19 protein-coding genes are annotated in these 19,120 nt (G+C 58.9%); 10 read left to right on the top strand and 9 right to left on the bottom strand.

Annotation, left to right across the window (positions count from 1 at the left end; genetic code table 11):
* Nucleotide 1: 1 nt before the first annotated feature.
* On the bottom strand, nt 2-1,015 hold the full coding sequence (locus ACVWY8_RS06045) for a DMT family transporter (RefSeq protein ID WP_457393526.1): 1,014 nt from the start codon (nt 1,013-1,015) through the stop codon (nt 2-4).
* 95 nt (nt 1,016-1,110) lie between these two features.
* Between ACVWY8_RS06045 and truB the strand changes: the two genes are divergently transcribed.
* Both truB and apcB read left to right on the top strand, forming a co-directional pair.
* On the top strand, nt 1,111-2,010 hold the full coding sequence (gene truB, locus ACVWY8_RS06040) for a tRNA pseudouridine(55) synthase TruB (RefSeq protein ID WP_457393560.1): 900 nt from the start codon (nt 1,111-1,113) through the stop codon (nt 2,008-2,010).
* Between the two features lie 239 nt (nt 2,011-2,249).
* Entirely contained in the window at nt 2,250-2,753 is a 504-nt protein-coding gene (gene apcB, locus ACVWY8_RS06035; RefSeq protein ID WP_011433791.1) for an allophycocyanin subunit beta, read from the top strand.
* A gap of 22 nt (nt 2,754-2,775) precedes the next feature.
* Here the strand turns inward: apcB and ACVWY8_RS06030 are convergent, their stop codons facing one another.
* On the bottom strand, nt 2,776-3,540 hold the full coding sequence (locus tag ACVWY8_RS06030; RefSeq protein WP_457393524.1) for a TIGR03943 family putative permease subunit: 765 nt from the start codon (nt 3,538-3,540) through the stop codon (nt 2,776-2,778).
* A gap of 462 nt (nt 3,541-4,002) precedes the next feature.
* On the opposite strand from ACVWY8_RS06030, the gene ACVWY8_RS06025 reads away from it, so the two are divergent.
* Nucleotides 4,003-4,794: an ABC transporter permease gene (locus ACVWY8_RS06025; RefSeq protein ID WP_457393522.1), complete on the top strand. Its 792-nt coding sequence runs from the start codon at nt 4,003-4,005 to the stop codon at nt 4,792-4,794.
* 91 nt (nt 4,795-4,885) lie between these two features.
* Here the strand turns inward: ACVWY8_RS06025 and metH are convergent, their stop codons facing one another.
* The gene (gene metH / locus ACVWY8_RS06020) at nt 4,886-8,560 is read right to left on the bottom strand and encodes a methionine synthase (protein WP_457393520.1); all 3,675 of its coding nucleotides are present in this window, start codon (nt 8,558-8,560) and stop codon (nt 4,886-4,888) included.
* Nucleotides 8,561-9,205: 645 nt separating this feature from the next.
* Between metH and rpoD the strand changes: the two genes are divergently transcribed.
* The 4 genes from rpoD (at nt 9,206) to ACVWY8_RS06000 (ending at nt 12,026) form a co-directional block, all read left to right on the top strand.
* Nucleotides 9,206-10,417 carry an RNA polymerase sigma factor RpoD gene (rpoD, locus tag ACVWY8_RS06015; protein ID WP_414390936.1) on the top strand — a complete coding sequence of 404 codons (1,212 nt, stop codon included), beginning with the start codon at nt 9,206-9,208 and terminating at the stop codon, nt 10,415-10,417.
* 84 nt (nt 10,418-10,501) lie between these two features.
* A complete protein-coding gene (locus ACVWY8_RS06010; protein WP_457393518.1) occupies nt 10,502-10,780 on the top strand; it encodes a hypothetical protein in 279 nt (92 codons plus the stop codon).
* Nucleotides 10,777-11,562 carry an adenosylcobinamide-GDP ribazoletransferase gene (locus ACVWY8_RS06005; RefSeq protein ID WP_238376764.1) on the top strand — a complete coding sequence of 262 codons (786 nt, stop codon included), beginning with the start codon at nt 10,777-10,779 and terminating at the stop codon, nt 11,560-11,562. Before ACVWY8_RS06010 ends, ACVWY8_RS06005 begins: the two co-directional genes overlap by 4 nt.
* The gene (locus tag ACVWY8_RS06000; RefSeq protein WP_414408561.1) at nt 11,559-12,026 is read left to right on the top strand and encodes a molybdenum cofactor biosynthesis protein MoaE; all 468 of its coding nucleotides are present in this window, start codon (nt 11,559-11,561) and stop codon (nt 12,024-12,026) included. The genes ACVWY8_RS06005 and ACVWY8_RS06000 overlap by 4 nt, the downstream gene beginning before the upstream one ends.
* A 6-nt stretch (nt 12,027-12,032) precedes the next feature.
* On the opposite strand, the gene ACVWY8_RS05995 is transcribed toward ACVWY8_RS06000, so the two are convergent.
* Together ACVWY8_RS05995 and ACVWY8_RS05990 are read right to left on the bottom strand one after the other, a co-directional pair.
* Nucleotides 12,033-12,965, bottom strand: coding sequence for a bifunctional riboflavin kinase/FAD synthetase (locus tag ACVWY8_RS05995; protein WP_457393516.1), 933 nt, complete (start codon nt 12,963-12,965; stop codon nt 12,033-12,035).
* Between the two features lie 33 nt (nt 12,966-12,998).
* The gene (locus tag ACVWY8_RS05990; RefSeq protein ID WP_011433781.1) at nt 12,999-13,484 is read right to left on the bottom strand and encodes a CGLD27 family protein; all 486 of its coding nucleotides are present in this window, start codon (nt 13,482-13,484) and stop codon (nt 12,999-13,001) included.
* Nucleotides 13,485-13,662: 178 nt separating this feature from the next.
* On the opposite strand from ACVWY8_RS05990, the gene ACVWY8_RS05985 reads away from it, so the two are divergent.
* Together ACVWY8_RS05985 and hpxZ are read left to right on the top strand one after the other, a co-directional pair.
* Nucleotides 13,663-14,679 (top strand): FHA domain-containing protein, encoded by a 1,017-nt coding sequence (locus ACVWY8_RS05985; protein WP_457393514.1) that lies wholly within the window; start codon nt 13,663-13,665, stop codon nt 14,677-14,679.
* 149 nt (nt 14,680-14,828) lie between these two features.
* Nucleotides 14,829-15,266: an oxalurate catabolism protein HpxZ gene (gene hpxZ, locus ACVWY8_RS05980; protein ID WP_457393512.1), complete on the top strand. Its 438-nt coding sequence runs from the start codon at nt 14,829-14,831 to the stop codon at nt 15,264-15,266.
* Here the strand turns inward: hpxZ and ACVWY8_RS05975 are convergent.
* On the bottom strand, nt 15,218-16,330 hold the full coding sequence (locus ACVWY8_RS05975; RefSeq protein ID WP_414344504.1) for an ATP-dependent 6-phosphofructokinase: 1,113 nt from the start codon (nt 16,328-16,330) through the stop codon (nt 15,218-15,220). The two genes, hpxZ and ACVWY8_RS05975, sit on opposite strands and share 49 nt — an antisense overlap.
* A gap of 487 nt (nt 16,331-16,817) precedes the next feature.
* On the opposite strand from ACVWY8_RS05975, the gene ACVWY8_RS05970 reads away from it, so the two are divergent.
* The gene (locus ACVWY8_RS05970) at nt 16,818-17,177 is read left to right on the top strand and encodes a pentapeptide repeat-containing protein (RefSeq protein WP_414350044.1); all 360 of its coding nucleotides are present in this window, start codon (nt 16,818-16,820) and stop codon (nt 17,175-17,177) included.
* 29 nt (nt 17,178-17,206) lie between these two features.
* On the opposite strand, the gene coaD is transcribed toward ACVWY8_RS05970, so the two are convergent.
* The 3 genes from coaD to galE all read right to left on the bottom strand — a co-directional run bounded on the left by coaD (nt 17,207) and on the right by galE (nt 19,108).
* Nucleotides 17,207-17,686, bottom strand: a complete 480-nt coding sequence (gene coaD, locus ACVWY8_RS05965) for a pantetheine-phosphate adenylyltransferase (protein WP_011433776.1) — start codon at nt 17,684-17,686, stop codon at nt 17,207-17,209.
* Between the two features lie 20 nt (nt 17,687-17,706).
* Nucleotides 17,707-18,042, bottom strand: a complete 336-nt coding sequence (cutA, locus tag ACVWY8_RS05960) for a divalent-cation tolerance protein CutA (RefSeq protein WP_457393510.1) — start codon at nt 18,040-18,042, stop codon at nt 17,707-17,709.
* A gap of 61 nt (nt 18,043-18,103) precedes the next feature.
* Complete coding sequence (galE, locus tag ACVWY8_RS05955) at nt 18,104-19,108, bottom strand: UDP-glucose 4-epimerase GalE (protein ID WP_457393508.1); 1,005 nt, start codon at nt 19,106-19,108, stop codon at nt 18,104-18,106.
* Nucleotides 19,109-19,120: the final 12 nt, after the last annotated feature.

Genomic DNA, 19,120 nt, shown 5'->3' with positions numbered 1-19,120 from the left:
ATCAGTCGGGGTTGCCATCGCGGATCTCGACGGTGCTCAAGGCGCTCACCAGCCAGTCTAAACCCAGCTCTGAGAGGATCCCTTTCCAGCCCAGGTGGAGGCGCTCCTGCCATTCTTGCCGGTGGTTAATCAAGTACACACAGACCAGAGTGATGCCCACTCCCAGCCATTGCAGCCGCGTCAGCGATTCCCCCAGAAAGGTGCTGCCAAACAGCAGGGCAAAGATGGGGGTGAGGAAGGTCAGGGAACTGAACTCGGTGAGGTTTTCCTGGGAGGCGAAATAGAAGAAGAGGGCATAGGCCAAGGCGCTCCCCATCACCGAAGCGTAGAGGAGGCCCAGCCAGTGGGTTCCGCTCAGGTGTTGCCATTGCTGAGTCTCCGTCAGTCCCGACAGCAGGATCAAGGGCAGGCTGCCCAACACCATGTGCCAGCCCGTCGCCAGCACCGGATCCGCTACCTCCGCCACCTTGGGCATCATCACGGTGCCGATGGCCATCGACAGGGAGGCCATCAACATCCAAACGACGCCGGCCCCCAACTGCAGGGATCCCTCGCCGGATAGGCCGATGAGGCCAATGCCGAAAACTCCCAGCCCCAGGCTCAGCCAGCCTAGGGATCCCATCCGCTCGCGGTAAAACCAGGTGGCCATCAGAGCCACCGCCAGCGGCTGCGAGTCAATGAGCACGGATCCCAGGCCCGCCCCTGTCTCTTTCAGCCCTTGGGCCAAAAATCCCTGAAAACAAGTGCCGTCCACCAGCGCAAACGCCAACACCCATAGCCAGCCGCGCAGCCCTCTGGGATGCCAGGCGTGAGACGCAGAACCCCGCCCCTGCCAGAGCCGAAAGGCCAGAACCAGGATCCCTGCCGGCAACAACCGCAGAATGGCAATGAAGAGGGGGGTGGTCTCGGAGAGGGCATCTCGCATCACCACCATCGCCGAGCCCCACAGGAAAAAGGGGGCAATCATCAGGAGGCGTTGCCAGATAGGCTGAAAGAACAGGTCAGACTGAGCCATAGGTGCTTCAAACTTGGAGACGGAAGTTAACCCCATGTTAAGCGCTGGGGCAGCTCAGTTACAAATCTTAACTGTTGATGCATATTATGCCTGGCATGGGATCCCTGGAGGGCTTTCTCAACCTGGACAAGCCGGCGGGGCTCACCTCCCACGACTGTGTGGCAGTGGTGCGGCGGGTCTTGCGCACCCGCAAGGTGGGGCATGGGGGCACCTTGGATCCGGCGGCAACGGGGGTTTTGCCGATTGCGGTGGGGCGAGCGACACGCTTTTTGTCGTTTTTGTCGGGGGATAAGGTGTATCAAGCAACCTTCCGATTGGGACAGCGCAGCGACACCGACGATGCCGAAGGGCAGATCCGGGTGGGATCCCCTTGTCCTGGGTTGAGTCGCGAGCAGGTAGAGCAGTGCTTGCGGGAGTTTACCGGCGAGATCTGGCAGGTGCCGCCCCTCTACAGCGCCCTTAAGCGCCAGGGGAAAAAGCTCTACCAGTTGGCCCGTGCCGGCGTGGAGGCTGCGGAACTCCAGTTGGAGCCGCGACGGGTGGTCATTCGGCAACTGCGGGTCCTGGGCTGGCGAGCCGGAGACTTTCCGGAAGTGGATCTGGAAGTTGCCTGTGGCCCCGGCACCTACATTCGTGCCCTTGCCCGCGATGTGGGGGAAAGATTGGGCTGTGGAGGGCTGATGAGCCGGCTGCGACGGCTGCAAAGTGGCCCCTTTCGCATCGCAGAAAGCCTGCCCCTGGAGAAATGGCAGGGATCCGGGGATCCCGCTGCTGCCCTGCTGCCCATCGAGTGGGGATTTGCCGATTGGGGTGCGGTACAGCTCTCTTCCGCCGAAGCGAAGCAGTGGCTGCAGGGTCAGGCCATTCCCCTCGACCGGCCTGTTGTCGATGCCCCTACTTTGCGGGTGCTGGACGAGGCGGGCAAGTTTTTGGGCTTGGGGTACGGTCAGGCAGGTCAGCTCAAGCCGCTGCGGGTGTTGTCGCCGGATCCCTAGAGTGTTGCAGAAAGGTTACATTTTCGTAACAACATTGGCCATTGTCTCAGAGGGAAGTGGGAAAGAAACCCCTGCATGCTAAACTTCTGAGGGCGAAGGGGAGCCTGAAGCGTCGCCGTTGCCGGGCTCTGGCTCGATTTTCCAAGGTTGACCTTTGGATGTTGTCCGGCAAAATCTCTTCTCATTTTTTCATCTCAAGCTACTTTACAAAATAAAGTCACAAGAATGGAGCTGGGGATATGCGGGATGCCGTAACCACACTGATCAAAACCTACGACCTGACGGGCCGCTACTTGGATCGGGAGGCAATGGATGCGCTCAAGGCTTTTTATGACTCGGGGCTGCGGCGCATCAAGGCCGTGAACGTGATCAATCTCAACTCAGTGGATATCGTCAAAACGGCTGCTGCGGCCATGTTCGCCCAGGTGCCAGATCTCATTCGTCCGGGAGGCAACGCCTACACCACCCGCCGCTATGCCACCTGTTTGCGGGATATGGACTACTTCTTGCGCTACGCTTCCTACGCGCTGGTGGCTGCCGACAACAGCATTTTGGATGAGCGAGTCTTGGCCGGCTTACGGGAGACCTACAACTCCCTCGGTGTGCCCATCGCCCCGACGGTGATTGGCATTCAAAACATGAAAACCCGCACCCTGGAGCTGCTTGGCTCCGGCGAAGACTACAGCTTTGTGGCCGAGCCCTTCGATTACCTGAGCGCTAAGCTGAGCGAAACCGATATCTAAACCGATATCTAAGCGCCTGCTCTTATTCGTCGGCATAGGGGTTTGGCGGCACCGGTATCGGCTCCACCTGCTCGGCAGCGATTACCAACTGAGATTGGCCATCCCGCTGCTCCACGGCCATGCGCCCCTCCAGACGCAGCCAACTGTCGGCAGTTAACTGCTCTGCCTCTGGCCAGCGCACCGGCAAGCCCACAGGGTAAGCATCGGCAGCACAGCAGCTAACCAAAAACCGGGCAATAACAAAGTGGTCGGGTCGCTCGTCGGGAATGACGAACCCCTGCACCCGCACCGGCTGGTTCTCATAGGTGTAGGGATCCGGGTAAACATCCAAGGTGCGCACCCAGTCCAGCAGAGTACGCTGACGGGGGTCGAGCTTGGGGCGAAAAGCCTGCGGCTGGCTACGAGATACCCCCAGATAGGGAGATACCCCTCGGTTGAGGGCAGTTTGGCTGGAGAGCGGGCGTGGCTCGACCCAAAACCCCAGCAGGGCCGTCAGGATCAACAGTCCTGCGCCCAGCCGCGGCCCCAATAGTGAGGCATGGACTTCAGAAGAGGCAACTTTGGCTCCTCGCCAACGGCCAATCCCCAAGCCCAACAGACACAGCCCGGCCAACAGCGCCACATTCACGTAGCCGGGATTGATCAACATCAGCAGGGTGCCCCGCCAGCGATAAACGATCAGCAGGATCCCTAGCAACATCAGCCCAGCCGCCTCCCAGTAGGCCGTATTGCCCCACCGCAGCAGTTTGGACTCCCTGCTGCTGAGGCGACCACCGAGCCAAGACATAACCTTAGCTTTGGCGTGCGCTTCCTCTGGATTTTGCTTTATCTCGAACACGACCAGAACTGCTTTTGGGCATGGGTTGCAGCTTTTTCACACCACTCCGAGCCTAAGTTTAGCAATCCTCGCGGAAGTGCCCACTGCCGGCGTTGGGGAATGCCTGTGCTGCCAATTTCCCAGTCACAGGTATCGGGTTGCCCGAATAAGGCAAGGACTCCGTCCCCCTAACGCGAACAGCAAAACATTTCGTTTGGCTCACGTTCTTTGATTGCCGTCTTTACAGCTTCAGGGATCCCATCATCAATTCAACAAATCCAGCCACAGATAACCTCACATTGATATCCCATTGATAACGGACTTTAGCGTGATGGACAGGGTTGTAGGCGGGTGTATAAAGCCTAGGGAGTTGCTGCAATTTTGGCGGTCTGCTCTACAGTGGGATAGAGACAACTGAGATAGCACACGCGAATGTTGGCAAGGATACCTAGCTGGCTGCGGGGCGTGAGCTACGCCATCTATGGTTTTCTCTACCTGCCAATTCTGCTTATTGCGGTCTATTCCTTTAACCGCGCCCGCTTTGGGCTGGTATGGACGGGCTTTACCTTCGATTGGTACTTGGCTCTCTTTCGGAATGCCTCGATCTGGCAGGCGACGCAAAATACCCTCGTCCTGGCGTTGGTCAGCACGCTGGTCAGCACGCTGCTGGGATCCCTGCTGGGCTATGGGCTGTATCGCTATCGCTTCCCCGGTAAAAAGATCCTGCAGGGGCTGATGCTGTTGCCGGTGATCGTCCCCGATATTGTGATGGCCATCGCGCTGCTGCTGTTCTACCAGTTTGTGCGCTTTTACACGGGCCTCTTTGAGCTGGGCCTGGGGACGATGATCTTGGCCCACATTACGTTTCAGATTGCTTTTGTGGCTATTGTGGTGCGCAGCCGTCTCCAACTTTTGGATCCCGCCCTGGAAGAAGCAGCCTATGACCTCTATGCAAACACCTGGCAAAAGCTACGCTATGTCACCTTGCCCTTGGCCATGCCAGGGATCCAAGCTGCCGCTTTGCTGGCTTTTACCCTTTCGATAGATGATTTTGTCATCTCCTTTTTTACCAGTGGGCCGGAGAGCCTGACCTTGCCAATTTTGATCTACAGCACGGCGCGACGAGGAGTTACCCCGGAAATCAATGCCCTCTCCACCTTGATCATTCTGGTTACCTTGATCTTGGTCGTTGGCTTCCCCCTGCGGAGTGCTCCGCACCGCTGACGCGAACAGCCGCTCCCGCCTGGGATCCCGCTAGCCGTTCTCGACAGTTCCCCCTCTCCCCCTGAGAGAGGTTGGAGATGAGGGCCTAAGCCTAAGTGTTGAAGTAGCGGGCTGCCGGATGGTAAGCAACGATGGCGGTGGTGGACTGTTCCGGATCCAATTGATCGCTTTCGTCCATGGTGAGGCCAATGCGCTCGGCCTGGAGCAGCTCCAGCAGAATCCGTTGGTCGGCGATGTTTGGGCAGGCGGGATAGCCGAAGCTGTAGCGGGATCCCCGATAGCCCTGGTGCAGGATCTTGCGGATGTCGGGGCTATCTTCGTGGCCGAACCCCAGCTCCCGCCGGATGCGGGCATGGCACCATTCCGCCAGGGCTTCCGCCAGGGTCACAGCCAGGCCGTGGAAATACAGGTAGTCGGTGTACTGGCCTTCGGCAAACAGGCGCTGGGCATAGGCGGTGGCTTCTGCCCCTACCGTGACCGCCTGCATGGGGAAAACATCCACCAATCCTGTGGAGCGAGCGGCGAAGAAGTCGGCGATACAGTAGCGGTGGCCGGTTTTTTGGCGGGGGAAGGTGAAGCGGGCCAATTCCCGCACCCCTGGAGAGAGTTGCGGGCGCTCCACCGTGGGCAGTTGGAAATAGGTGGTGGAGCCTGGCTCCAGGGAAAACAGCTCGGGGAAGCTGGCCGGGTCGAAGAGGATCAAAGTGTTCCCCTCTGCCTGGGCCGGGAAATAGCCGTAGACAATCTGGGGGTGCAGCAGATCTTCTGCCAGGATCCGCTCTTTCCAGCGCTCGATCACCGGATCCACCTGGGTGGCGATAAACTCGGCAAACTCCTCTGCCGACTGGTCGCGGGGCTTGCGAATCTGCCATTGTCCGGCCACCAGGGCTTGCTTGTCGATGTAGAAGAAGACTTCCGGCCAAGGGATCTGATCTGAGGTGAGAACCTGGGATCCCCAGAAGGGCGGGATAGGCCGTTCGGTCTCGAGGGCAACGGCTTCAGAGCGGCGGGTGTCTTGGGACTCGGAGAGGGTGAGGGCGGGAGCAGCTCCCACGGTGGTCTCCGCAGGGGGCAGGCTGGGATCCGTTTCCTCTGGAACCCAAGAAGCCTCTTTCTGGCCATTGGCAGAGGGGGATCCCTGCTCCAAGTCATCCAGAAAACCCAGCCGGTCGTCCCAGCGGCCAGCAGCCTTGGCCTGCATCAGCCGATCCATAAAGTTCAGATCAGTAAAGGCGTCGCGGCCATAGATCACCTGGCCTTTGTAGGTCTTGCGGCAGTCTTCTTCCACAAAGCGGCGGGTGAGGGCAGCCCCTCCCAAAATGACGGGAACCGTGATGCCCCGCTCGTTAAACACCTCCAAATTCTCCTTCATAAAGGCGGTGGATTTTACCAACAGGCCGCTCATGGCAATGCAGTCGGCCTTGCTCTTTTCATAGGCTTCGATGATGTTTTCCACCGGCTGCTTGATGCCCAAGTTAATTACCCTGTAGCCGTTGTTGGTGAGGATGATGTCCACCAAGTTTTTGCCAATATCGTGGACATCCCCCTTGACGGTGGCAATCAAAAGAGTGCCTTTGCACACTTCCCCTCCCACCTTTTCCATGAAGGGCTCCAGGTATTTCACCGCCGCTTTCATGGTTTCTGCCGACTGCAGCACAAAGGGCAGTTGCATCTTGCCGGCACCGAACAGCTCCCCCACCTCTTTCATGCCATCCAGCAAAAAGGTGTTGATGATCTCCAGGGGAGGATATTTCTGCAGTGCCTCCGCCAGGGTCTCCTCCAGGCCAATCCGCTCCCCGTCAATGATGTGCCGCCGCAGGCGCTCCTCCAGAGGCAGCGTGGCCAGGGATCTGGCTGCCCGCAGCTCTTGGCTGGAAACTCCCGCAAACAGCTCCGTCAGCCGCGCCAGGGGATCGTAGGTGCAAATGCCCGAGGACTCCGTCCCGCTAACGCGAACGGCGTTAAACTGCCGCCGATCCCAGATCAAATCCCGACACACCTGCTGCTGCTCTTCGGGGATCTTGTTCAGGGGCAGGATCTTGGCGGCACTGACGATAGCGGCATCCAGGCCGGCCTCGCGGCACTCGTGCAAAAACACCGAGTTCAACACCACGCGGGCTGCCGGCGAGAGCCCAAAGGAGATGTTGGAAATGCCCAAGAGAATGTGGGTCTCCGGGAAAGCCTGGCGGATACGGCGGATGGCCTCCAGGGTGGCTGCTCCGTTGCTACGGTCTTCCTCGATGCCGGTGGAAATGGGCAAAGCCAGGGGGTCAAAGAAAATCTCGTAGGGCGGGATCCCGTACTCAACCGCCTGGCGATAGGCCCGCTCGGCAATCTGGAACTTCTTGTCGGCGGTGCGGGCCATGCCCTCTTCGTCGATGGTGCCGATGACCACCCCGGCGCCGTAGGTTTTAGCTAGCTCCAGCACCTTGAAGAAGCGCTCTTCCCCGTCTTCGTAGTTGGTGGAGTTGAGCAGACATTTGCCCCCCGCCACCTTGAGGCCCGCTTCCATCTTTTGCCAATCGGTGGAGTCCAGCATCAGGGGGATTTGGATTTGGGTGACCAGCCGGGACACCAGCTCCCGCATATCCCGCACCCCATCCCGGCCCACATAGTCCACGTTGACATCCAACACATGGGATCCCTCCCGCACCTGCTCGCGGGCCAGGGCCACCAGGCCATCCCAGTCTTCGGCATTAAGCAGCTCCCGCATCTTTTTGGAGCCGCTGGCGTTGAGGCGCTCGCCGATGATTAAAAACGAGTTGTCCTGCAGGTAGGGCTGAGGGGCATAAATCGAGGCAGCAGCCTGGATCCGTTCGATGCTACGACGTTTGGGCCGCAACCCCTGCACGGCTTCCACCAAGGCGGCAATGTGCTCGGGACGGGTGCCGCAACACCCTCCCACCACCGCTACCCCCAGATCCCGCACAAAATGCTCCAGGTGGAAGCGCAACTGCTCCGGCGTGAGCTTGTAGTGGGCTTTGCCGCCGATGTTTTCCGGCAGGCCGGCGTTGGGAATGCAGGAGATGGGAAAGGGGGAATGCCGAGAGAGGTAGCGGATGTGCTCCACCATTTTGTCGGGGCCAGTGGCACAGTTGAGGCCCAGCACATCGATGGGATAGGGCTCCAGGATGGCCAGGGCCGCCCCGATCTCCGTGCCCACCAGCATTGTCCCCTGCACCTCAAAGGTCAGGGACACCACCACCGGCAGGCGGATCCCGCGTCGGGCAAACTCCTGCTGCACGGCCACCAGGGCCGCCTTGGTCTGCAAAATGTCCTGGCAGGTCTCGATGATCAGCAGATCCGCCCCACCGTCAACTAGCCCCTGCACCTGCTCCTCGTAGGCAGCCCGCATCTCATCAAAGCTGATGTGCCCCAGGGTGGGCAGCTTGGTGGTGGGGCCGATGGAGCCGGCCACAAAACGGGGCTTTTCCGGCGTCGAAAACTCGGCTGCTACCCGCTTGGCCAAACGGGCTGCTGCCACGTTCAGCTCGTAGGCTTTTTCCGGGATCCCGTACTCGGCCAAAACGATGGAGGTGGCCCCAAAGGTATTGGTCTCAACAACGTCGGCCCCCACTTCCAGAAAGCCGCGGTGTACCCGCTCCACCGCCTCCGGCTTGGTCAGCACCAGCATCTCGTTGCAACCCTCCAGCTCCGGCCCACCAAAATCCGCTGCCGTCAGGTTCTGGGCCTGGAGGGAGGATCCCATCGCCCCATCAAAGACAATCACACGTTCCTGGAGATGCTGCAGGAAGGGATGGGTCATAGAAGTCAAAGTCAGGCAGGGTGTCATCGACCTAGAGTTTGATTTAAGTTAGCATCGAGCCATTTGCTCGGACTAGGCCGAAGGATGGATCCCTGGCCAGGGCTTCCATTCTGGCCATTGTTGAGGTGAATTTAACATTTTCTTTGCCTGCCCCGTTGCTGTTTCCCCCAGGTCGGGCTAATTTAGGGAAGACGTTTTGGTGTGAACGGCTACAGTTGCTCGCAAGTGTTCCTCCCAGGGTCACTTGCCGCCTGCTGTAGAGCGATCTTCTCCTCGCAGGTTGGAGTGGTTGAGGTGCTGAATGTTCCGTCCCCTTGGTAAAGTGCCTCGCACTCCGTCGCAGGATCGACGAAGAGAAAGATCCACCTTTCGCCACCTCGAGAGGCCCCGTCCATCAAGACGAGTCTTGCGCCAGTTCAGTTGAGCTCCATGAGCGATATCTGCTTCCAGATTGACCCGAGCAATCGGTTATTCAGAAGCGGGCAGGCTGGCCTAGGGCAAGTCAGGCTTTGGCTTGCGGATATCGGCTCCCTCACTCTGGCGTTGTGGGATGCAGCAGAGCTGCAACTTGCTCCTCTCCCTTTGGCGTCTAAGCTCCCTTAGTCACCTTTAGTTGTCTGTGATTAGGATCACGAGGAACTCAGCATGGCTCAAGCAAAGGAATTGGTGAAATCGGGTAAAACAGCTCTTCTCGAACCGGATCTGGAAAATCCACCTTCCAGCGCCCTGGAGTTGGACACCGAGACAGATACCCTCGAGAGCGAACTGGATACCGGTGACACTGATGCTTTTGATGAGGATGACGACGACGAAGAGGCAGCAGAGGAGGATGGAGAGACTGCCGCTACCGGTGCCAAAGGTCGCTCAAAGCGCAAGGCGGCCAGTAAGAAAAAGCCCTACACCGATGACTCTATCCGGGTCTACTTACAGGAAATTGGGCGTATTCGGCTGCTGCGGGCCGATGAAGAAATCGAGCTAGCCCGAAAAATTGCCGATCTGCTGGAGCTAGAGCGCGCTCGCGAGGCCGTTTTTCAGCGTATGGGCCTCTGGTCAGACCCAGAAGAGGTGCCGGACACCCTCTGGGCAGAAGAGGTCAAGATGTCCTTGCCGGAGTTTCGGCGGCGGTTGCATCGGGGGCGGCGGGCCAAAGAAAAGATGGTGCAGTCTAATCTGCGTTTGGTGGTGTCCATCGCCAAAAAGTACATGAACCGGGGCCTGTCTTTTCAGGATTTGATTCAGGAGGGATCCCTGGGCCTGATTCGGGCAGCCGAGAAATTCGACCACGAGAAGGGCTACAAGTTCTCCACCTATGCGACGTGGTGGATTCGACAGGCCATCACCCGCGCCATTGCCGACCAATCCCGCACCATTCGCCTGCCTGTCCACCTCTACGAGACGATCTCCCGCATCAAAAAGGTAACCAAGTTGCTTTCCCAGGAATTGGGCCGCAAGCCCACCGAAGAGGAGATCGCCACCCGCATGGAGATCACCATCGAGAAGTTGCGCTTTATCGCCAAGTCGGCCCAGCTTCCCATCTCTTTGGAAACCCCCATCGGCAAGGAAGAGGATTCTCGGCTGGGAGACTTTATCGAGTCGGATGGGGAGACGCCGGAGGATCGGGTGGCCAAAGTCTTGCTCAGAGAAGATCTGGAAAGCGTTTTGGAAACCCTCACCGCCCGCGAACGGGATGTGTTGAAGTTGCGCTACGGCTTGGATGATGGCCGCATGAAAACTCTGGAGGAAATCGGCCAGATCTTTAATGTCACCCGTGAGCGAATCCGGCAGATCGAGGCTAAGGCTCTGCGCAAGTTGCGCCACCCCAACCGCAACAGCGTGTTGAAGGAATACATCCGGTGACTCTGGGGCCCATTCCTTCTAGCTCTCAGGGAGAGCCGGGGCAAGGGATCCAAGAGAGTTCCCGGCCCCCTAAGGCAGACTGAGTTGGAACTGCCAACCCGCGCGATGGAGGATCTTCAGCATGAACTCGAACCAGACTCCGCGGATCCCAGTCTTTCTGAAAAAGCAGCCCTCTTTCTGGTGTTGGCCGCGGTGTGCGCCATCGGAGCTTTGGTGGCCAAGCTCACCATTGTCAAGCTCACCATTGTGGTGGGGCGCACCGTTCGCAAGGATTCCTATTTTCTCTCCCAGAGGGCTGGATTGGCGGATCCCTTTACACAGACTCAAGGACTGAGCGATTGCGGCGCTTCTGGGCAGCCTTGACTTTCTACACGGCCCTGCCTCTGGGGTGGGTCGGAGACTTGCCGTTTGAGGGCATTGCCGCCTGGCTGCCAGGGGTAGGTGTGTTGCTGGGCGGGATCCTCTCCCTGGCTGGGATCCTGTTGCAGATTTTCCCCAATCCGGTGCGGGCCGCTTTGCTCTTGGCCCTGTGGGTTCTCTTGACCGGTGGGCTGCACCTGGACGGGGTGGCCGATACTGCCGATGGCTTGGCGATCAATGTCCACAAGAATCCTTACAAAGGGGATCCGGAACGGTCAACTGAGGATGGACAAAAATCTGACTTGCAGGGATCCCGTCGCCGTCTGCAGGTGATGAGCGATAGCCACACCGGGGCCTATGGGGTACTGGCCTTGGTGCTGCTGCTGCTGCTGAAATTTGCTGCCCTGAGCAGCGTTCGAGCTTGGCCCCTCTTGCTGCTGGTGCCCGCCTGGGGGCGTTGGGGCCAGTTGCTCGCCATTGCCCTGTACCCCTATCTGCGCGAGCAGGGATCCGCCCGCTTCCTCAAAGACTCCACTTCCCTGCCGGGATCCCTGTGGCCGGGCACTCTGCTTGTGCTGGCCATCACCGGGGGGTTGGGCTGGGCTGGGATCTTGGCTTGGCCCCCTTTGCTGCTCTGGACGCTGGGATCCGCCCTGGGGGCTTGGGCCGTGGGCTACTGGATCTACCGCCAGTTGGGAGGACACACGGGCGATACCTACGGAGCTACGGTGGAATGGTCAGAAGCGATAGCATTGCTGTGGGGATCCCTTATTGGGCCATCATGAATCTCCTGACCGTCCTGAAGACTTCCTTCCAGATTACCCTGGCTCCCCTATCCATCGACCGTGTCCACCAAGAGGCCTCCCATCCGGGCAATGGGGCCGTGGTGGTGATGAGCGGTACCGTTCGAGACAACACCAATGGCCGCCCTGTCGATTACCTGGAATACCAAGCCTATGAGCCCATGGCCCTGAAGGTCTTCGCCGACATTGCCCGACAGATTCAGCAGCGCTGGCCAGACGCCAACAGCGTGGTCATCCACCACCGCATCGGCAAGTTGCGCATTGGCGAGATCAGCGTCTTGGTGGCGGTAGGCACCCCCCATAGGGCCGAAGGGTTTGCCGCCTGCCAATTTGCCATCGACACCCTCAAGCACAACGCCCCCATCTGGAAAAAAGAATACTGGCGAGATGGTAGCAGCGCCTGGGTGAGCATCGGTGCTTGCGAGCTCTCTTCAGAAAGGAGGTAGATCTCTTTAGACCATACCCACTTGCTCGGCCAAGCCCAACTGCTGACGAGCCGTTTGGCAATCTTGCTGAATTTGTTGAACCAAGTCTGCCACCGTGGGAAATCTCCGCTCTGTGCGGATAAAGCCCCGTAGCGCCACCCGCACCTCTTGCCCGTAGAGATCTCCTGTCCAATCCAGCAGATGCACCTCGACGGTGTGCTGTAAACCGGCAAAGGTGGGCCGATGGCCGATGTTCATCACCCCAGGCAGAGCTGCCGCAGCAGCAGGCACATCCACCCAAACGCTGTACACCCCATCGCGGGGCAAAAACTTCTCCGGAGGCAAGCGGAGGTTGGCGGTGGGAAAGCCCAGTTGTCGGCCCCGCTGATCCCCTTGCACCACTTCTCCCGTTAGCCGGTAAGGACGACCCAAGAGCGCTTCGGCGGTGGACACCTCCCCAGTCGCCAAGGCAGCTCGAATGCGAGAGCTGCTCACCCGTTCCCCGTTCAGTTTCGCCTCCGGGATCACCTCCACCGGAATGCAGCGCTCGGATCCCCAAGCCTGGAGCGTTTGGGCGTTGCCGGAGCGACGGTGACCAAAGCAAAAATCCCAACCGACGCTGAGATGGCGAACGCGCAGGCCCTGTTCAAGTACCGTTTGGATAAACTCTTGGGGGGGCTGGCAGGCAAATGCAGGGGTGAAGGGGAGCAGTACCACCTGCTCAAAGCCCATTTGCGCCAACAGATCCAGCTTTTCGGCAGGGGGAGTGAGCAACAGCTGAGGCCGCCTCGTCAAGACTTCTTGAGGATGGGGATGAAAGGTGAGGACAGTACGTACCCCCTGAAGAGAATCTCGAATCGGCTGCAGCACCTTCTGATGGCCCAGATGCAAGCCATCGAAGTTCCCGATGGCCACAGCGGTGGGTCGCAAGGTTTGAGCCAGATCAGAAGTGATGTGCACTGTTCGGGATCCTAAAAACAGCCAACCAACTGCCTACCCCAGAGGCCACAGCAGGGCCACCAACCCACTCAAGCCCACTACGCCCCACAAGCTCCGTCGCAGGCGCTGCAACACAGGATCAATCTGATACCTGACAATCAGCCGATGCTGAGCCAGCTCCTCTTCTGACTTGGCATACATCGCCCCATCGTACCAGCCACTTTCTTCATAGGGAATCTGGGCTTGTACCAAGCGCCGCCGCACATAAGCCCATCCCAAGTAGAGATGGAGCAACACCAGGCCGAGCAAGACATTGGCCCCCAGCACCGACCCAGAGACAAAGTGGCCCCAATCTCCGGCAAAGCTGCTCCAAACCAGCGGGGAAACCGCCAGCACAACAGCTCCCCAAACCCCAAAGATTCGTTTTAAGTAAGGGATCCACCCCAAAGCAGGCCAGGAAAAAGGAAAGGCTTCCCTCAGCTCTGCATATTGCCGGAGCGGCTGTTGCTCAGCGGGAATGGGATGGGAGGGATCCAGCATACGCCTTAACGTATCTACACAAAATGATATCGGTCGGGTTGGCCCCCCGCCAAGCCCATCCTCAGACCTCCATCTCCCAGCAGAGGCGGCTCAGAAATCGAGCCCGGATACCCCCCATCAACCGAAGGCAAGCGGGGTATCGTATTAAAGTGTGGTCGCGTCTAGAATTCATCTCATCATGAGCGTCACAGGCGAATCTGCCGCCACCGCCGCGCCCTACGTGATCTTAAAAGAGCCGGATGGCAGCCAAAGAAAACACGTTCTCTCGGGAGCGACCGCTTGGACCCTAGGCCGTGATGAAGACAACGCCATCGTCTTGAGCGATCCCAGCGTTTCGCGCCAACATGCCCTGCTGCAATACCTCGACAACAACAGCATCTATCTCATTGATCTGGGCAGCCGCAACGGCTCGTTTGTCAACAATCGCCGCGTCAGCATTCCCACCCTGCTGCAGGATGGGGATCACCTCACCCTTGGACAATCCCAGCTGGAGTTCCACAGCGGATCCCTGGCCAGCTCAGAACCCAGCCCCGCGGCCAAGCCTTCGGACACCCTGGTTTTACAAACCCGCTGGCTGATCTCGGTGGCGGTGGTGGATGTGCGAGGTTACGGACAACTGACTCAACAACTGGACGAGCGCCTGCTTTCCCAGGTGATGGGCGATTGGTTCCGGCGGGGTGGGGATATCATTCAGCAGTACGGGGGCACTGTCGATAAATACATTGGCGATGCGATTATGGCCGTTTGGTTCCATGTGCCCCAAGCCAACACTGCTTCTCTGGGCACGGAAGTGCCGGGAATTCACCTCGATGTGAAGTCGGTTTTGCAGGCCATAGCGAAGCTGTTTCAAATGACCGAGCAGCTGAACGGTGAGTTTCCGCTGCCTTCTCCCATTCGTCTGGGGGCAGGGGTCAACACAGGCTCGGCAATCGTGCGCCAGGTGGGCAACAACACCCGCCAAGAATATACGGCTCTGGGAGATACGGTGAATTTGGCCTTTCGCATCGAGAGCGCTACCCGCACCCTCAACGCCGACCTGGCGATCAGCCAGGACACCTATACCTGCTTGGCCAAACAGCTGGGGCAGGCAGCCGCCTGCTTCTCCCATCAGGCTGTGGAGCTGAAGGGGTATGCCCACCGCCATCAGGTGTACTACTGCGATGTGCGGTCTTTGCAAGCCGTTCTCAGCCCCTAGACTTGGATCCGACTACCCGGAGATGTCTTGCCGCTGTCTGCTGTCTGACAGAGCAAGGTGGGGGATCCCGCTGTTCTTTTAGAACCTCCTGCTGCTCCTTGAGCCGATAAGATGGCAAGGCCCATTTCGACTGCACAAGAGCCTGGCCCATGACTCTGGTCAATCGCCCCGAGGTGGTGGCAGAGCTAACCGAACTCTACCATCAGTACGAAGCTGCCCTGACGAGCAATGATGTGCCCACCCTGAACCGCCTGTTTTGGGATGGCCCCCAGGTGGTGCGCTTTGGGGTGGGGGAAAATCTCTACGGGGGAGAGGAGATCAAGGCTTTTCGCCAACAGCGCCCTCCCACGAATTTGGCCCGCGAGATGCTGCGTTTGCAGGTAGTCACCTTTGGGGCGGATTGCGGCTCGGTCACCTTAGAGTTTCGCCGTCCGGTGAACGGGATCCCTCGCTTGGGCCGCCAAAGCCAGATGTGGTACAGGTTCCCCGATATCGGCTGGAAGATCGTCTCTGCCCACGTGTCCTTTTTGCCGGAAGATCAGGGGGAAATGCTGCGCAAAAGCTGGGGATCCACCTCGCCCACATAGGTATTCAAGCCAATGGCTGTGGCGATCAAAGCCCCGTCCACCTCCACCCGCCGATACTGGGAGATGGCCTCTGCCAGGGGCACATCCACCACCCGCCGATTTTGCCAGGCCACCATGCGGTCGTATTTGCCTTGGGCGATCAAGTCCACAGCAGCCACCCCAAAGGCTGCTCCCAGCAGGCGATCCAGAGGAGAGGGCGTACCTCCCCGCTGCAGGTGGCCCAAAACCATAACCCGGGTTTCGATGCCGGTGCGCAGGGCGATCTCGTTGCCGATGTAATGGCCGATGCCGCCGTAGAGAGACTGCCCCAGGCTGTTGGTGTAGGTCACCGGCTCCCCCGACTCGGTGCGAACTGCCTCCGCCACCACCACGATGCTGAAGTTATTGCCCCGCTCTTTGCGGTCGCGGATTCTTTTGCAGACATTCTCCAGCTTGTAGGGAATTTCCGGGATCAAAATCACATGCGCCCCCCCGGCAATGCCAGCGCTGATGGCAATGTGGCCAGCATCCCGCCCCATCACCTCCATGACCATGACTCGGCTGTGGCTGATGGCCGTGTAGGTGAGCTGATCTAGGGCTTCCACAGCCACGCTCAGAGCTGTGTTGAACCCCACCGAATACTCGGTGGCACCGACATCGTTGTCGATGGTCTTGGGGATCCCGACAAAGTTCCAATCCCCCTGCAGGGCCAGTTGCCGGAGAATGGCCAAGCTGCCATCCCCACCCACCCCAATGAGGGCATCCAACCCAAGCCGGTGGTAGCCGGTGATCACCTCTGCCGAGCGATCCACCAAGCTGCCATCGGGCATAGGGTAGGCGAAGGGGTTGCCTTTGTTCACGGTACCCAAGATGGTGCCGCCGTAGCGCAAAATGCCGGAAACCCGCTTCACATCCAGCAGCTCCGCCTCCACCGGTCGAGCCATGAGCCCTGCCGTCGCATCTTTGATGCCATAAACTTCCATGTCGTAGTCGCGGGCCCGCCGCACCACCGCTCGAATCACGGCGTTGAGGCCGCCACAATCGCCGCCGCTGGTGAGGATCCCGATTCGCTTACGTTTGGGCATAGAGCTCTAGTTAAAGAAAGGTGAACATCCTGAACAGAGATAAGGGTCTATATCGCTTGCAGAGAATCCCTACTCAATCGCAAACTACGGATGTGATCCAGTCGATCATTATCCCAATTATCTTGGTTCAATCAGCTCTGGAGAAACACCTTCTGGTTGGGGGAGTGCTGAAAAAGAAGAAATTGAGGGATCCATACAACCCAGCAAGATCAGGTCAGCTTGCGCTCCCGGTGGGGCTTGGGGTTGGCGATCAAGCCCAGCCGTTAAGCATCCTTCACAAAAAGAATTAAGAAACATTGCCGCACAAGCTGCCGATTAGGAAAGACTTCTATATCTCTGAGGATAGATCTTTCCAAAAAAACTTGGGGGCAACAATCCACTCAAAAACTGAAATTATTTGTTAAGCAGGGATGATCAAAACCCGGTCAACCCGATGATAGGGATGAGGATAGAGATAAGGCATCCAGTCTGATTTGGGAGCAGTACCATGACTCAAACCATTGCCCAGTGTGCTCTACAAGGGGCCTCAGAGTTGCTCAGCCGCTACCGGCAGGGAGAGCGCCATTTTCCCCAGTCCTGCTTGGAGTATGCCTTTTTGAGGGGGGTCGATCTGCGAGGGGCCAATCTCGAGGGATCCGATTTGCATGGGGCTAACCTGCGCTACGCCAACCTGCGGGGCAGCAATCTGGCGAAGGCTGATCTGCGCTGTGCCGACCTGCGCTATGCCGACCTTGAGGGAGCCTGCTTGGAAGGGGCCAATTTGAGGGGATCCCTCTACAATCACAGCACCTGCTTCCCGGTGGGGTTTGATCCGGTGACGGCAGGGATGCAGCCCTTTGAATTTTGATTGGGGAAGGAGAGGGGATCCCTGAGCCCTCAGGCCAAGGGAAAGCGCTCCCGCAAATCTCGAATCACCGGAGCGGGCACCAGATGATCGATGGGGCCGCCCAGCTTGGCGACCTCCTTCACCAGGCTGCTGCTGACAAAACTGTGCTCGCTGGCGGTGGCAAGGAACAAGGTTTCCAGTTCGGGAGCCAGCAGCTTGTTGGTGTGGGCCATTTGCAGCTCCACATCGAAGTCCGACAAAACTCGCAAGCCGCGCACGATCACCTTTGCCCCCCGTTGACGGGCGTAGGCCACCGTCAGACCTGAAAACGTATCAACTTCAACATTTTTGAGATGGGCTGTGGACAGGCTAATCTGGGCCTGCCGCTGCTCGGGGCTGAACAGAGGGGTTTTGTTGGGGTTTTTCAAGACGGCGACGATTACCTTGGAAAAAAGACGGCTGGCCCGCTCGATAACATCGAGATGTCCAAGGGTAATGGGGTCAAAGCTGCCGGGGTAGAGGGCGATCATGGCCAACCTCGTGCTATTCCTCACCCTACCTGGTCTCGGGCCCAAGCCAAATAGGTTGTGCTCACTTGAGTGGCTGCCAGAGCCAGGATCTCGGGCTCAGCGTAGGGGTGCAGCTCTCGCAGCCGTTGTTCCAGGCGGGGGTAGGCAGTTGCGGGCAATTTGAGCAGGATGAGGAACTCGGCATCGGCCTGCAGGGATCCCTGCCAACGATAGTAGGACGTGATCCCGGGCAAGACCTGGGCACAGGCCACATAACGTTCGGCCACCAAGGTATGAGCCAAGCGATGGGCCTCGGTTTCGGATCCCACCGTGGTCATGACAACCGCGAGGGTATCGGGTGTGGTCTTATCGTCCATGCGGGGCAGTGGTTAACCAAGCGGTTCCTCCCTATCCTATCGCCCGCCAAGTTAGACGCTCCTAGCTCAACGGGGGCCTAGATTTGCCGAAATAGGGCCGCTTCTGGTGCCAGCGCCAGGCAGTTTGAATGATCTCGGCCAGGTCGGTGTAGAGAGGTTTCCAGTTGAGATCGCGAAGGATGGCGCCGGCATCGCCCACCAAGCGCGGGGGATCCCCAGGTCGACGTGCTCCCATTTGCATGGGGATCTGTCTTCCGGTCACGGCTGCTGCGGTGGCAATGACCTCTTTGACGGAAAAGCCTTGGCCATTGCCCAGGTTGTAGGCTGGTTGTATGGGCCGGCCAGAGGCCAGCGCTTCTATTGCCAACACGTGGGCTTGCGCCAGGTCGGTGACATGGATGTAGTCGCGGATACAGGTGCCATCGGGGGTATCGTAGTCCTCTCCAAAGACCGTGATGTGGGGACGTTGGCCTCGGGCGACCTCCAACACCAAGGGGATCAAGTGGGTTTCCGGGTCATGGGCCTCCCCAATTTCACCATCGGGATCGGCTCCGGCGGCATTGAAGTAGCGCAGGCTAATGGATCGGATCCCGTGGGCAACCTGGAAATCTTGCAAGATCTGCTCCACCATCAGCTTGCTCTGGCCGTAGGGGTTGATGGGACGTTGCGGATGACTTTCGGGAATGGGAATCCGCTCTGGCACCCCATAAGTGGCACAGGTGCTGGAGAACACTATGTAAGGGATCCCGTGATCCCGCATGGCCTCCAACAAACTCAGGGATCCGGCCACATTGTTGCGGTAGTATTTGCCGGGCTCCTTGACCGACTCGCCCACATAGGCATAGGCAGCAAAGTGAATCACCCCTTCTGGGCGATAGTGCTGGATGACTTGATCAAGCCGCTGGCGGTCGGCGAGATCCCCAATCTCCAACGGCCCCCAGCGAACTGCCCAGGGGTGCCCGTAAACCAAGTTGTCGTAAGTGATGGGCAGATGGCCAGAGGCCGCCAGAGCTTTGCAGGTGTGGCTGCCGATGTAGCCCGCCCCGCCGGTAACCAGGAGACGCATAGGCCAGCTTAG

The sequence above is a fragment of the Thermostichus sp. OS-CIW-32 genome (assembly GCF_054060415.1).
Note: the sequence above shows the minus strand (reverse complement) of the source record. Positions and strands in the feature narration are given on the sequence as shown.